The 13160-nt window shown below is 68.5% G+C and carries 13 protein-coding genes and 1 pseudogene; 6 read left to right on the top strand and 8 right to left on the bottom strand.

Going from position 1 to position 13160, the window contains the following annotated elements; genetic code table 11:
* Nucleotides 1-20 precede the first annotated feature (20 nt).
* From ftsR to YWM_RS23075, 4 genes are all read right to left on the bottom strand, one after another.
* Entirely contained in the window at nucleotides 21-788 is a 768-nt protein-coding gene (ftsR, locus tag YWM_RS0110425) for a transcriptional regulator FtsR (RefSeq protein WP_043660493.1), read from the bottom strand.
* Nucleotides 789-796: 8 nt separating this feature from the next.
* Nucleotides 797-1252: a glycogen accumulation regulator GarA gene (garA, locus tag YWM_RS0110420; protein WP_028850673.1), complete on the bottom strand. Its 456-nt coding sequence runs from the start codon at nucleotides 1250-1252 to the stop codon at nucleotides 797-799.
* A gap of 114 nt (nucleotides 1253-1366) precedes the next feature.
* A complete protein-coding gene (gene gcvH, locus YWM_RS0110415; protein WP_028850672.1) occupies nucleotides 1367-1753 on the bottom strand; it encodes a glycine cleavage system protein GcvH in 387 nt (128 codons plus the stop codon).
* Nucleotides 1754-1800: 47 nt separating this feature from the next.
* Nucleotides 1801-2460, bottom strand: a complete 660-nt coding sequence (locus tag YWM_RS23075; protein WP_043660490.1) for a CDP-alcohol phosphatidyltransferase family protein — start codon at nucleotides 2458-2460, stop codon at nucleotides 1801-1803.
* 578 nt (nucleotides 2461-3038) lie between these two features.
* Between YWM_RS23075 and YWM_RS0110400 the strand changes: the two genes are divergently transcribed.
* Nucleotides 3039-3992, top strand: a complete 954-nt coding sequence (locus YWM_RS0110400) for an alpha/beta fold hydrolase (RefSeq protein ID WP_245565997.1) — start codon at nucleotides 3039-3041, stop codon at nucleotides 3990-3992.
* A gap of 6 nt (nucleotides 3993-3998) precedes the next feature.
* Here the strand turns inward: YWM_RS0110400 and YWM_RS0110395 are convergent, their stop codons facing one another.
* Both YWM_RS0110395 and cobA read right to left on the bottom strand, forming a co-directional pair.
* Nucleotides 3999-4388 (bottom strand): excalibur calcium-binding domain-containing protein, encoded by a 390-nt coding sequence (locus YWM_RS0110395; RefSeq protein ID WP_052344755.1) that lies wholly within the window; start codon nucleotides 4386-4388, stop codon nucleotides 3999-4001.
* A gap of 62 nt (nucleotides 4389-4450) precedes the next feature.
* Nucleotides 4451-5689 (bottom strand): uroporphyrinogen-III C-methyltransferase, encoded by a 1239-nt coding sequence (cobA, locus tag YWM_RS0110390; RefSeq protein ID WP_043660587.1) that lies wholly within the window; start codon nucleotides 5687-5689, stop codon nucleotides 4451-4453.
* A gap of 116 nt (nucleotides 5690-5805) precedes the next feature.
* On the opposite strand from cobA, the gene YWM_RS0110385 reads away from it, so the two are divergent.
* Nucleotides 5806-6330, top strand: coding sequence for a methylated-DNA--[protein]-cysteine S-methyltransferase (locus YWM_RS0110385; RefSeq protein WP_028850667.1), 525 nt, complete (start codon nucleotides 5806-5808; stop codon nucleotides 6328-6330).
* 183 nt (nucleotides 6331-6513) lie between these two features.
* Here the strand turns inward: YWM_RS0110385 and YWM_RS0110380 are convergent, their stop codons facing one another.
* Nucleotides 6514-7542 (bottom strand): LLM class F420-dependent oxidoreductase, encoded by a 1029-nt coding sequence (locus tag YWM_RS0110380; RefSeq protein ID WP_028850666.1) that lies wholly within the window; start codon nucleotides 7540-7542, stop codon nucleotides 6514-6516.
* A gap of 13 nt (nucleotides 7543-7555) precedes the next feature.
* Nucleotides 7556-8533, bottom strand: coding sequence for an oxygenase MpaB family protein (locus tag YWM_RS0110375; protein ID WP_084612317.1), 978 nt, complete (start codon nucleotides 8531-8533; stop codon nucleotides 7556-7558).
* A gap of 84 nt (nucleotides 8534-8617) precedes the next feature.
* Here YWM_RS0110375 and YWM_RS0110370 point away from each other — a divergent pair, with 84 nt between their 5' ends.
* The 4 genes and pseudogenes from YWM_RS0110370 to YWM_RS0110355 all read left to right on the top strand — a co-directional run bounded on the left by YWM_RS0110370 (nucleotide 8618) and on the right by YWM_RS0110355 (nucleotide 13001).
* Nucleotides 8618-9220, top strand: a complete 603-nt coding sequence (locus tag YWM_RS0110370) for a TetR/AcrR family transcriptional regulator (protein ID WP_028850664.1) — start codon at nucleotides 8618-8620, stop codon at nucleotides 9218-9220.
* A 129-nt stretch (nucleotides 9221-9349) separates the two neighbouring features.
* Nucleotides 9350-9853: pseudogene (locus YWM_RS23070) on the top strand (RNA polymerase sigma factor); the annotation flags it as partial.
* On the top strand, nucleotides 9850-10749 hold the full coding sequence (locus YWM_RS0110360) for a hypothetical protein (protein ID WP_028850663.1): 900 nt from the start codon (nucleotides 9850-9852) through the stop codon (nucleotides 10747-10749). The pseudogene YWM_RS23070 and the gene YWM_RS0110360, both read left to right, overlap by 4 nt.
* Before the next feature lie 425 nt (nucleotides 10750-11174).
* Complete coding sequence (locus YWM_RS0110355) at nucleotides 11175-13001, top strand: AMP-dependent synthetase/ligase (protein ID WP_028850662.1); 1827 nt, start codon at nucleotides 11175-11177, stop codon at nucleotides 12999-13001.
* The last annotated feature ends 159 nt before the right edge of the window (nucleotides 13002-13160 follow it).

Genomic DNA, 13160 nt, shown 5'->3' with positions numbered 1-13160 from the left:
ACGGGCACGAACACACGACCTCAACCCGAGGTCACAGAACGAATTCCCGCCTTGACCAGCAGCGTGTGCAACGTCACCGACAGCGCGGCCAATTCCCGGACCATCTCGTCGGCGCGCGCCTTGGCGGCTTCATCACGATGCCGTGACACCGGGGCCACGATCTGCTCCAGCAAGCCGACCTCGCGGTCCGCCGACGCCCGGAACGCCCGCAAATGCCGGGGTTCGATGCCGTACTCGGTCATCGCCCGCACGGTCTTGGCCACCTGCACCGCGTCGGCGTCGTAGAAGCCCGCGGCCCCTGGCCGGATCAACCCGAACTGCTCGAGCTCGGCCAGCAGTGCCGCGTCCACGCCGGACTGTTCGAGCAGGTCCTCCTTGGTCAGGCGGATTTCCCTGCCGGGCGCGAAATCCTCCGCCGTCGGCCCCTCCGCGCCCGGCGTCAGCGACACCAGGCGGCGCGGCGGTTTGAGCGCAGGCGGTCCGGACGGGCTCGTGCCGGCGCCGTCGGCGGCATCGAGCTGGTCCTTGATCACCTTCAGCGGCAGGTAGTGGTCGCGCTGCGCGGACAGGACGAACCGCAACCGCTCGACATCGGCAGGCGTGAACTGCCGGTAGCCGGAGGCCGTACGGGCAGGCCGCACCAGCCCTTCCGACTCGAGGAACCTGATCTTGGAGATCGTGACGTCGGGGAACTCGGTGCGCAGCTGCGCGAGCACAGCACCGATGCTCAGCCCGCTGCGCCGACCGCGTTCCGACGCTCCGCCCGCTGACCGACCTGCCGCCGTCACTGGTTCCGTTAGCTCCCTGACGTCGCCGAACCGCCGGACAGGAACACCAGCCGGAACTTGCCGATCTGCACCTCGTCACCACCGGCGAGCACCGCTTGGTCGACCGGCTCGCGGTTGACGTAGGTGCCGTTGAGGCTGCCGACGTCGATCACGACGAACTCGCCACCTTCGCGGCGGAACTCCGCATGGCGACGCGAAACCGTGACATCGTCGAGGAAGATGTCGCTGTCCGGGTGGCGGCCAGCGCTCGTGGTGTCGCGGTCCAACAAGAATCGTGAACCGGCATTCGGTCCGCGCTTGACGACCAGCAGGGCGGAACCAGCGGGCAACGCCTCGATCCCGGAGACCGGGGCTTCGGAAGCGGGCGCCTCCGACTGGCCTTCGTCGAGGAAGTCAGCCCGGAAGACGGAGGTCCGCTCTGGGGCCTCTTCTGGGGGAACGCCGGGCCCGTCGTTCGTGGTCACCTGGACTCTCCTCACGTCGCTGCTGAATCGACTGGGTCGTGTTTGCTCAACGTACCGTGTCCGGGCGGGTTGCGGACCATCACTCCCCCCAACTGGACGCAGCCGGTCGGCCGGTCAGCCCTCGATCAACTTCTGATACGCCTCGGCGTCCAGCAGCCCGTCCACCGCGGCCGGATCGGACGGGGTGATCTCGATCAGCCAGCCCTCGCCGTACGGGTCGCTGTTGATCACTTCCGGGGCGTCGGCCACCGCGTCGTTGACCGCGGTCACCTCGCCGTCCACCGGCGCGAACAGCTCCGAGACGCTCTTGGTCGACTCGATCTCGCCGAACGGCTGACCCGCGGTGACCGTGGTTCCCGTCTCCGGGAGATCGACGAACACCACATCGCCCAACTGATCTTGAGCGTACTCGGTGACACCGACACGCAACGTGCCTTCCCTCGCGCCTGCCGAGACCCACTCGTGCTCCTCGGTGTAGCGCAGTCCGTCTGGAACCGTCACGAGCCTTCCCTTCCTGCCATCCCCGTTCGCCGTCGAGAGTGTGCCAGCTAGGTCCCGGCGACGGCATCTCGACCTCCGTCGCCGCTGCCCGGCTGTCGGTTACGGACAGCCAGCCATGTCTGAACGACATACAGCACACCGGACCACACGTACAACACGCCGCCCCAGATCATGAACGCATACGCCACCGGCCGGACCACGTCGACCACGACGGGGCCGGCGAAGTCGGTCTGGATGAGCAGCAGCATCGGGAACGCGTACATCAGCACGAACGTCGCGCCTTTGCCCACGTAGGTCACTTCCGGGTACGTGAACCGTCTGGCGCGCAGCACCGTGACGCAGCCCAGCAGCATGAGTTCGCGGCCGACCAGCACGGCGATCACCCACCACGGCAGGATCTCGCGCACCAGGAACGCCAGCAGCGTCGCGACGACGTAGAGCCGGTCGGCCGCCGGGTCGAGCAGCTGACCGAGGCGGGAGAGCTGGTTGAGCCAGCGGGCGAGCTTGCCGTCCAGCCAGTCGCTGAACCCGGCGAACGCCAGCACCAGGACGGCGATGCCGTCCCAGCGCGGGCCGAGCAACAGCCACAGGAACACCGGAACCAGCGCCAGTCGCAGCAGCGAGATCACGTTCGGCAGCGTGGCCGCCTGACGGAGCAGGCTCGTTTCGGCGGTCCCGGCGCGTCTCGCCGGCTGGTCGGTGGTCACCCGCTCACAATAGGACGGGCTGGGCGCACGCCCGGTCGCCAGTCGGCGGAAGGAGACCGGATGGGTGGGTTACGGCTGGTCGCACTGCTGGCCGCGTGGCTGGTTCTGACCTCCGGCTGTTCCGCACCGCAACAAACTCCGGCCGCTGCCCGGTCCGAAACTCCACCGCAAACCACAGCGGCACCGTCGCCGTCTCGGCAGCAGTCGCCGTCGCGGCCGGCGTCGACTCCCCCGCCGAGCCGATCAGCCGACCAGTCCACTCCGGCTCCCGAGGAATCCGATGATTCGGGCGGCTGCGGGACGGTCCCGGCCGCGAGCGGTGCCGTGCTGCAGGTGATGGTCGAGGACGGCCAGACGTCCTGCGCCGAGGCTGTCCGCCTCGTGCGAACGTTTCACCAGCAGATTCGTGGCAAACAACCCGCGGGGTCCGACAAGCCCGTGAGGGCCGCCGTGGACGGCTGGACGTGCGTGTCCGGCCCGCCCTCGTCGCAAGGCGGGACGCTGTGCATGCGGGGGTCGGACACCGTCTCCGCGGCCGTCGTCGACGCGGAATGACGCATGCTGCCCCTACCATGATCGTGACTGAGCAGCCGCGGAGGTGGTCGGCCATGCAGGCGCGGGAGCGGTTCCGGAGACGAACCAAGGACGACGCAGCGGATGCTTCCGAGCGTCGTCCGTTGGCGCTGGCCCCGCTGGAGGTGCACGGAGCATTCCAGCACGACGGCTTCCGCCTCGAGTACACCGAGTACGGCGACAGCGCCACCAGTGCCGGAACCGTGCTGCTGACCCACGGCATCCTGCTCAGCCGCCGGATGCACCGACCGCTGGCCAGGCGGCTGGCCCGCGAAGGATTCCACGTCGTCACCCTCGACCTGCTCGGCCACGGCGGTTCGGACCGGCCGACGGAGTCCTGGCGGTATTCGCTGACCGCGTTCGCCGAGCAGGTCGTCGGGCTGCTGGATCACCTGGACGTCGAGCAGGCCGTCGTGGGCGGGACCTCGCTGGGCGCGAACGTGAGCCTGGAGACGGCCGTGCTCGCGCCGGACCGGGTACACGGCCTGCTGGTGGAGATGCCCGTCCTGGACAATGCGATCTTTGCCGGCCTGCTGGCCTTCCCGCCGTTGCTGTTCGCCGCGCGGTTCGCCCCGGTGACGGTCAACACAGTGAAAGCGGCCGCCAAACGCGTGCCGCGCGGCTACATCTGGGTCGACGTGGTCGCGGACGTGCTGCAACAGGAGCCCGCCGCGATGGCCGCGTTGCTGCACGGGCTGCTGTTCGGCCGGATCGCGCCGCCGCGCAGCATCCGACAGCGGATCGACATCCCGGCGCTGGTGATCGGCCACGCTCGCGACCCGATCCATCCGTTCGGCGATGCGGACGCGCTGGCACGGGACATGCCCGCGGCGACGTTCGTTCAGGCTCGCAGTCCGGTCGAGCTGCGGTTCGACCCGCAGCGGCTGACCAGTGAGATCGTGAGCTTCCTGCGCGAGCGCTACGCCGGCGTCGGCGAGAGTTCCGCTCCGGCGAGCTGAGGCCCGTTACTCGCAGCCCACACCGTCTCGGTCTCGATCGAGGTGGGGTCCGTAGCCCGGGTCGCCTGCCCTCACCGGCGCGGCGCCCGCCGCGCGAGCAGCGTCGCAATTCTCGTAGTACGCGGATCCCTCCGCGGCGGCAGGCGCCTTGGCCGTCACGGTGACCCGCTCGGTCCTCGTCACCGTCCGGGTCTTCGTCTTCGTCGTCGTGCGAGCCGGCGCCTTCGGCGCTGTGGCGGTGACCGTCTTGGTCACCGTGGTGGTGCGCACTTCCGGCTCCTGTGCCGCCCCCGTGTCCCCCGTCGACTCCGCGGTTGCCGCCCCCAAAGCAATCGGTGCGATGCCTCCTGCCACCGCACCGACGATCTTCCTGCCTCGCTTGCCTTGCTCTGCCATCGTCAACCTCCCAGCTGTCAGTCGCTGGGAATCGCGATGGGTTACCGACGGCGATCGTACTGTTACCCGACGTCCTGCGCTCGTTGTGCGTACAGACCAGCCACCGGGCCGATGACGATGATCGCCGGGGGCCGGATCCCGGCTCGGGCAATGTCGTCGGCGAGCGAGCCGAGCGTCGTGCGGACGATCCGTTGTCGACTGGTACTGCCCTCTTGGATGACCGCGGCTGGGGTGTCGTCCGCGCGACCGCCGGCGAGCAGGACGTCCGCGAACTGTCCGGCCCGCTCGACCCCCATCAGCAGCACGATCGTCCCGCGTAATGCCGCCAGGGCGTCCCAGTCGACCAAGGACGCCGGGTCATCCGGGCCCACGTGCCCGGACACGACGACGACTTCGTGCGCCACGCCGCGGTGCGTCATCGGGACGTCAGCCAGTGCGGGTACCGCGAACGCGCTGGTCACACCGGGCACGACCGACACCGGAACGCCTGCCTGCGCACACGCCAGCACTTCCTCGTAGCCGCGGCCGAACAGGTAAGGGTCGCCGCCTTTGAGCCGCACCACGGTCTTGCCCGCCTTGGCCCGGTCGATCAGCGTGGCGTTGATGAACTCCTGCGCTGCCGCCCGGCCGTAGGGGATTTTCGCCGCGTCCACGACCTCGACCCGCGGCGACAACTCGTCCAGCAGTTCGCGGGGCGCCAACCGGTCGGCGACGACCACGTCCGCGCTCGCCAACAGCCGTCTGCCTGCCACGGTGATCAGCTCCGGATCACCGGGTCCTCCGCCGACCAGCACGACCTTGCCCATGCCGGATCGTTCGGCAGCCGGTGGTCGGTCGGCGGGCGCACGTCCTTCCCGCAGCGCTTCCACGATCCCGTCGCGTACGGCCGCCGAACGCAGCGGGTGGCCGCCGGCCAGCACGCCGATCATGAGACCTTCGAATTCGCCGGTAGCCGGTGTCACGGCACTCCCCTGCGTACCGGCGTCGGCTCGCACGCAGAACACACGCCGGTGTTCGGCTTCCGCGCTGACGGCCTCGTTGACGCTCGGGTCATTGGTGCAGGCAATCGCGTACCAGGCGTCCCGTAAGTCACCCTCGGCATAAGGCCGCCGGTGCCACCGGATCTCTCCCGCGCCTGCCATGCCCTCGACCGCGGGTGTCGCTTCCGGGGCGATGACGTCGATGCGGGCTCCGGTGCGGATCAACCGCGGCAACCGGCGCTGCGCCACACTTCCCGCGCCGACCACGACCACCCGGCGTCCACGCAGTTCGAGACCGACGAGGTAGTGGGCGTCAGACATGCCGGTAAGCATGCCGTGCCCGGGCCGCGCCGGGCCGAGCGAACCGCACGATCGGAGTCAAAATCACAGGACCTGCACCGCGCGGAATTGTCAGTACCACCGGGCACAATCGCGGTATGGAAGTGGCGCACGCCGGACTCATGACGCCGGTCGGCCCGCTCGGCGTGGCGGTGTCCGAGCGGGGTCTGTGTCGCGTCGGCTGGGCGAGGCACCAGGTCTCGGGCACAGCAGGCTCGGCCGTGGCGCGAGCGGCCGTGGAGCAGCTCCAGGCGTACTTCGCCGGCGAACTGCGGACGTTCGACCTGCCGTTGGACTGGAGTTTCGCGACCGGGACGCGGCTGGCCGTGCTGCAGGCGCTGTACACCGTGCCGTACGGCACCGCGGTCACCTACGGTGAGTTGGCCGAGCTCAGCGGCACCGGGGCGCCGGCAAGGGCCATCGGCGGGATCATGGGCTCGAACCCGATGCCGATCGTCGTGCCGTGCCACCGCGTGATCGCTCACGACGGCTTGGGTGGCTACTCCGGTGGAGGCGACGGATACGAGGGCCGGGAGGTCAAGCGCTGGCTGCTGACCTTGGAGGGGGCGCTGCCGCCGACGCTGGACTGGGATCCGGCCGGACTCGCTCCGGCGCCGACGTAGCGGGGAGCCGGTCAGCCGTAGGGAGTCCGATCGACTCGGGTGGTGGACGGCCGCACAGAGCCGGCTGAGGCCAGTAGTGGCCGACGGCTGCGCAGAGTCCGGACGAGTCGCACAGCCGATGGCCGCAGAGCCGGGCTGTGACGCCCGGACTCACCGCGGGGCCACCTCTCCCCGGTCGGCCCCCTAGCCCAGCACCACGTCGGCTATCGCCGGCAACGTCTCCGGTGGCCCCTGCACCAGCAAGGTGGTCACGCAGGTCTCCTCCCAGCGCGCCAGTTCGTCCTTGATCTTCGCCGGCGGCCCGATCAGCGCGACGTCCTCCACCAGCTCGGTCGGGATCGCGGCCGTGGCGGCCTTCTTGTCGCCGGCGAGGTAGAGCTGCTGCACCTGGTCGGTGAGGGCCTCATAACCCATGCGGGCGAAGACGTCTTTGTGGAAGTTGGCCTGCCTGGCGCCCATGCCACCGATGTAGAGCGCCAGGATCGGCCGGATCATGTCGGCCGCCGCCTCCACGTCGTCGCTCACGATCACCGGAACCGACGCGGCGACCTCGAAGTCCTCCGCGGTGCGGCGCGCTCCGTCACGAGCGAATCCCTCCGCCAGCGCCGCCCGGTAGAACTGGTCACTCTTCGGCGAGAAGAACAGCGCGAGCCAGCCGTCGGCGATCTCGGCGGCCAGCGCCACGTTCTTCGGCCCTTCCGCACCGAGATAGATCGGGATGTCCTCGCGCAGCGGATGCACCGTCGACTTGAGCGGTTTGCCCAGACCCGTACCGCCCTGCAGCGGCAGCTGATAGTGCTCCCCGGCGAACGTCACCGGCTCCTTGCGCGCGAACACCTGCCGCAGGATCGCGACGTACTCCCGCGTGCGCGCCAGCGGCTTCGGATACGGCTGCCCGTACCACCCTTCGACCACCTGCGGTCCGGACACGCCCAAGCCGAGGATGAACCGACCGCCCGAGAGGTGGTCCATCGTCATCGCGGCCATCGCGGTGGCGGTCGGTGTCCGGGCGGAGATCTGTATCAAGTTCGTGCCCAGCTTGATCCGCGAGGTCGACGACCCCAACCAGGCCAGCGGGGTCAGCGCGTCGGAACCGTAGGCTTCCGCGGTCCAGAACGAATCGAACCCGAGTCGTTCGGCCGCCGCAATGGTTTCCACGGCGTTCGCGGGCGGACCGGAGGACCAGTATCCGAAGTGGTAGCCGAGCTTCATGGTGGGCAGTCAATCAGACGTCCGGGCTGTAGTGCCACGGCTTGTCGCGCTCGGAAACCGGCGGCAGGTACCGCCGCGGTGTTTCCCGCAGCGGCGCGTCGGGCGGCAGTTTCCCGGCTGCTCGCCGGTATCCGTCGTACGCCCGCGGATGTAGCTTGATCCGCTTCGGGAGCAGGCGAAACACCCGGTGCACCCACCTGCCGAACGCGCGCAGCCGCCGCTCGTCGCGCTCGGTCCACTGGTAGCCGAGCTTCTCCCGGATTGCCGGGTGGTAGAGGCCCACGGTGAGCCACACGTAGTGCTTCTCGATGTGTCCGCGTAACCATCGCCACACTCGATCGGGCAGCCACGGCGTCAGCGGCGGTTTGTCCAACGTGGACAGATCGAGCACGGCGAGCGCCGCCGGGTGCGGCACGAGCACCTCACGACACATGTAGTCGTAGTAGTCGCAGAACTCCTCCCAGGTCGCCGGAACCGGCCGCATGCTCACCCCGTACAGCCGGTACCACTGGACGTGCTCGTCGAACAGCTGCCGCCGCTCCGCCTCGGTGATGCCGCCGCCGAAGTACTCCTTGGTCAGCATCGTGCCGATGAAGAACGTGGCGTGCGCCCAGTAGAAAACGTCCGGCGACAGTGCGTGGTAGCGCTGGCCGTTGTCGTCGATGCCTTTGATCTGCTCGTGATAGCCGCGCACCTTCCGCGCGGTCTCGACGGCTCGGTCACCGTCGAAGACCACCCCGCCGATCGGGTACAGCGAGCGGAACAACCGCTGCATGCGCTCCTGGAAGAAGATCGAGTGCTGCGCCACCGCCGCCCCGAGCTGCGGGTGCATGTTCTGCATCGACCCCGCCCACAGGCCCTGCAACAGACCGCGCCAGTCGCCGAAGATCTGCCACGTCAGCGAATCCGGCCCGAGCGGCTTCGGCTCTTGCTCGTCCGGGGAGTCCGCATCACGGAGCGCGGCCGATTCACCCGCTGCTTCGGTGGTCATCGCCCATCCTTCCAACTGGAAACGGTCGTTGTCACCGTACGATGTGACAACACCGAGAGTCAATTGATCGACCATTGGGGCGGGATGACGAACGCCACACGCACCTGGGCGGGGACCACGCTCGCCGATCGACGGGCCATCCGGCGTCAGCAACTCATCGACGCGGGCATCGAGTTGCTCGGTGGCGGTGACACCGCCGCGGTCACGGTGCGTGCGGTGTGCCGGACCGCCAAGCTCACCGAGCGGTACTTCTACGAGAGCTTCGCCGATCGCGACGCGTTGATGCTCGCGGTCTACGAGCACGTGGCCGAATCGGCTCGGCAGGCGATCCTCAACGCGATGGTCGACGTCGAGCCACGGCCCGAGGCGCTCGCGCGAGCGGCCGTGACGGCGTTCGTCGAGCTGCTCATCGACGATCCGCGCAAGGGGACGGTGCTGCTGCTGGCGCCGATCACCGAGCCCGCGCTGAACAAGCGCGGATCGGAACTGCTGCCCACGTTCACCGCGATGATCCATGACCAACTGCCGGACAGCTACGACGAAACCGACCGCAAACTGACCGCGACCTCGCTGGTCGGCGCGCTGACGTACCTGTTCATCAGCTACCTGGACGGCAGCCTCGACGTGCCACGGGACCGCATGATCGACCACGCCGTGCGCATGCTGGTCGCGGCCGCTTCCCCGTAGGACGCAACCTACGGCGGTCCCGCTCCGTGTGAAGGGGTGGAGCACGGCAGGACCGACCACGAAAGCGGCATGTGGGGCCAAGGAGGGGGCACATCAAGGCGGACCTAGGAGGCGCAGTTCCAGCACTTCGCCGAGCAACAGGTACTGGCGCTGCGCCGGTTCGCCTACCTGCTGTGCGCGGACTGGCACCTCGCCGAGGACCTGGTTCAGACCACGCTGCTGAAGCTGTACCGGACCTGGCCGAAGCTGCATCGTCGCGGCAACGTCAGCAAGTACGCCCGTAAAGCCGTACTGAACTGCTGGCTGGACGAGAAGCGCAGGCCATGGCGGCGTAGCGAATCGGGCCACGGCGAGGTGCCGGATCGAGCCGACCCGAACGTGGATCTGGATCTGGCAGGCGAACGATTGGCCAACCGCGAGCGCGTGCTGCGCGGCATGACCGAGCTGGCCCCGCGCCAACGGGCGGTCCTGGTGCTGCGGTTCTGGGAAGACTTGTCGATCACCGAGGCCGCCGAGATCCTGCAGTGCTCGGAGGGCAACGTCAAAAGTCAGCAGTCGCGCGCACTGGCGCGGCTTCGTGAAGTGCTCGACCGGATGGAGTCGACACCGACCTTGGCCAGGAGGGCGTCATGATCGAGGACGACCTGCGCGAGGGCCTGCGATCAGCGGTCACAGCGGAACCACCCCTCGGATTCAGCACGGACGAGCTGATCGACAAGGCACGGCGCACAGCACGCCGCAGGCGCACCGTGCTCGGCTCACTGGCCACCGTCGCCGCCGTGGCCATCGGCACCGTGGGCGCCGTTTCGGTTGCCGGCCAGAGCGCGCAGCCACCGGCGCAACTGCCGACCATGAAGGCCGCCTCGACGGAGGTCGAGAAGGTCGGTGAGTCGATCGCGAAGCTGATCCCCCGTTATCTGCCGGGAGCCACGCGAACGGCTGTCGTGCCGGTCGACAACGGCGCCGCCGTGACGTATCAGGCCGAAGGCAAACCAGGGGTCGTGGTCTATCAGTTGGGCGAGTGCAAGACCAACCCTCGGGGACCCGTGTGCCAGGCGGAGAGGATCCAGCAGGACCCGAACAACGACGACACGCGGCTCGACGCGGACAGCGGGATCGACGCGTTTCCCTTCTTTGCCTCGCGTCACAGCGGCTCACTGACGGTCCCGCTCCGGCTGTTGATCGTCGAGGACGGCGCCATGTTGAGCGCGTTGGCCCCGACCGCATGCCAGAGCCTGCTCGAGCTGTGCGATGAGGACGTCGACTTCATGCCGATGTCCAACGACCAGACCGAGCGGGTCATCATCGATGACGACCTGTACCAGCCCGCTAGAGACGACGTCCGCAAGGAACAGCTCGAACGAGAGCTCACCGAGCTGAAGAAGAAGCAGCAGCTCGAGCAGGACCGGCAAAAGGCCCTCGAGCGAGAGCAGGAGATCACCCAGAAGAAGATCGAGCTGGAACTGCTCAAGAAGAAGGAGCAGGAAGAACGCGCCAAGCAGGAGCAGGAGCGCAGCGAAGGCAAGTGAAGTCCGCGCGTCCGCACGTCCACGGCGCCAGCCGGCAGCCCGGCTGGCGCCGTTGCGTTGCCGGCAGGTTCACGCGTGACCGCGGCGATATCCTGGTAGTAAGCGATCCGTGTGGCGTCGGAACCTGGTTCCGGTGTCGGCCGTTCGACGTCGGCCGCGCACCGGCGGGGCCACGTTCCCACCACGACAACTCGGAGCCCAGCGGGTGCGGAAGGGACCGCGGGCGTACATTTCCTTCAGCGATGTCGCCGATCTGCCTGGGGGCGATACATGGCACTGGTGTTCGCCACCAGCCGGCCTGGCCGGAAATCGCTGGTGGGCACTGACCGGGGACGCTACACACGGGTTCGACAGCGACGACGCGACGCGCCTGCTACCGACCGCGTCTGGCAGTCCGTTCGCGGACGTACCGAGGAGGAGACCGGATGACCCAGCACACCGTGGGCGAGCAGTCCGCCGCACTGGCCGACCGTCCGCCGTCGGCCGCGCGGGTGTTTCTCAACCGGGTGGCGAGCACGCCGCATCGGGAAGCCTTCCGCTACCCGGTCGGGGACCGGTGGGAGTCGGTCACCTGGGCGCAGGCAGGCGAGCGGGTCAACCGCATCGCCGCCGGCCTGCTGGCGCTGGGCGTGCAGCTGGAGGACCGGGTCGCGGTGGCCTCGTCCACGCGCTACGAGTGGGTGCTGGCCGACGCCGGCATCATGTGCGCGGGTGCGGCGACCACCACGGTCTACCCCACCACCGGCGCGGAGGACGTGCAGTTCATCCTGGCCGACTCGAACAGCCGGGTCCTGTTCGCCGAGGACGACGCCCAGATCGAGAAGGTGCGCGAACAGCGCGACAAGCTGCCGGACCTGGCCACGGTGGTGACGTTCGACGGCAAGCCGGACGGTGACTGGGTGATCTCGCTCGCCGAGCTGGAGAAGAAGGGCGAGGAGTACCTCAAGGACAACCCGGACGCCATCGAGAAGACGGTGTCCGCCCTGACGCCGGACCACTTGGCCACCCTGATCTACACCTCCGGCACGACCGGCCGCCCCAAGGGCGTGCGGTTGGTGCACGACTGCTGGACCTACGAGGGCGCGGCGATCGACGCGCTCGGTCTGCTCACCCCCGACGACCTGCAGTACCTGTGGCTGCCGCTGTCGCACGTGTTCGGCAAGGTGCTGCTGTGCGCGCAGGCCGAGGTCGGGTTCGCCACCGCGATCGACGGCCGGATCGACAAGATCGTCGACAACCTCGCCGTGGTGAAGCCGACCTTCATGGGAGCGGCGCCGCGCATCTTCGAGAAGGTGCACGCCCGCGTCATCACCATGACGCACGACGAAGGTGGCGTGAAGGCCAAGATCTTCGACTGGGCGTTCCGCGTCGGCATCAAGGTCTCCCGCTTGCGGCGGGCGGGCAAGCCGGTCCCCAAGGCGCTCGAACTGCAGTACAAGATCGCCGACAAGCTGGTGTTCACCAAGCTGCGCGAGCGTTTCGGTGGCCGGATCCGCCATCTGATCTCCGGTTCGGCGGCGCTGAACAACGACATCGCGGAGTGGTTCGACGCCGCGGGCCTGAGCATCCTCGAGGGCTACGGTCTGACCGAGACCAGCGGCGCCAGCTGCGTCAACCGTCCGGACAACCAGCGCATCGGCACGGTCGGCCCGCCGCTGCCCGGGACCGAGATCAAGATCGCCGCGGACGGGGAGATCCTGATGCGCGGCCCCGGCGTGATGCGCGGCTACCACAACCGCCCCGAACTGACCGCCGAGGTGCTGGACTCCGACGGCTGGTTCCACACCGGCGACATCGGCGAGCTGGTGGACGGCAAGGTCCGCATCACCGACCGCAAGAAGGACTTGATCAAGACCTCGGGCGGCAAGTACGTCGCCCCGCAGGCGATCGAGGCCCAGTTCAAGGCCATCTGCCCGTACGCGGCACAGCTCGTGGTGCACGGTGAGGGCCGCAAGTTCGTCTCCGCGCTGGTGACGCTGGATCCGGAAGCGATCCAGGACTGGGCGAACCAGCACGGCATGGCGGGCAAGAGCTACGCCGACATCGTCACCTCCGACGAATGCCGGGCGATGGTGCAGAAGCACATCGACGAGCTCAACAGCCGCCTGAACCGGTGGGAGACGATCAAGAAGTTCCTCATCCTGCCGCACGATCTGACCGTGGAAGCAGGCGAACTCACCCCGAGCCTGAAGCTCAAGCGCAAGGCGGTCGAGCAGAAGTACCGAAGCCTGCTCGACGAGCTCTACGACTGATCATCGACCTGCGTGCGACGGGCCGCCGAGTGCCGAAGACCACTCGGCGGCCCGTTTCGCTTTCACGCGAACGTCGCGTACCGTTCACAAAGCGAGCTGCTGGGACGCGTCGACGCGGACGCATCACTCCCGGCATTCGCCGAGGTTGAAGACGCCCGA

Source organism: Thermocrispum municipale DSM 44069, from assembly GCF_000427825.1.
GTDB lineage: Bacteria > Actinomycetota > Actinomycetes > Mycobacteriales > Pseudonocardiaceae > Thermocrispum > Thermocrispum municipale.
The sequence above is the reverse complement of the archived record's forward strand: the minus strand, read 5'-3'. Positions and strand labels throughout refer to the sequence as shown.

Excerpts from the sequence above, each read along its gene's own strand:
- YWM_RS0110360 (WP_028850663.1), top strand. The coding sequence starts at position 9,850 with ATGATCGAGGACGACCTGCGCGAGGGCCTGCGATCAGCGGTCACAGCG.
- YWM_RS0110375 (WP_084612317.1), bottom strand. The coding sequence starts at position 8,533 with ATGACCACCGAAGCAGCGGGTGAATCGGCCGCGCTCCGTGATGCGGAC.
- cobA (WP_043660587.1), bottom strand. The coding sequence starts at position 5,689 with ATGTCTGACGCCCACTACCTCGTCGGTCTCGAACTGCGTGGACGCCGG.
- YWM_RS0110370 (WP_028850664.1), top strand. The coding sequence starts at position 8,618 with ATGACGAACGCCACACGCACCTGGGCGGGGACCACGCTCGCCGATCGA.
- YWM_RS0110395 (WP_052344755.1), bottom strand. The coding sequence starts at position 4,388 with ATGGCAGAGCAAGGCAAGCGAGGCAGGAAGATCGTCGGTGCGGTGGCA.
- YWM_RS0110380 (WP_028850666.1), bottom strand. The coding sequence starts at position 7,542 with ATGAAGCTCGGCTACCACTTCGGATACTGGTCCTCCGGTCCGCCCGCG.
- YWM_RS0110385 (WP_028850667.1), top strand. The coding sequence starts at position 5,806 with ATGGAAGTGGCGCACGCCGGACTCATGACGCCGGTCGGCCCGCTCGGC.
- YWM_RS0110355 (WP_028850662.1), top strand. The coding sequence starts at position 11,175 with ATGACCCAGCACACCGTGGGCGAGCAGTCCGCCGCACTGGCCGACCGT.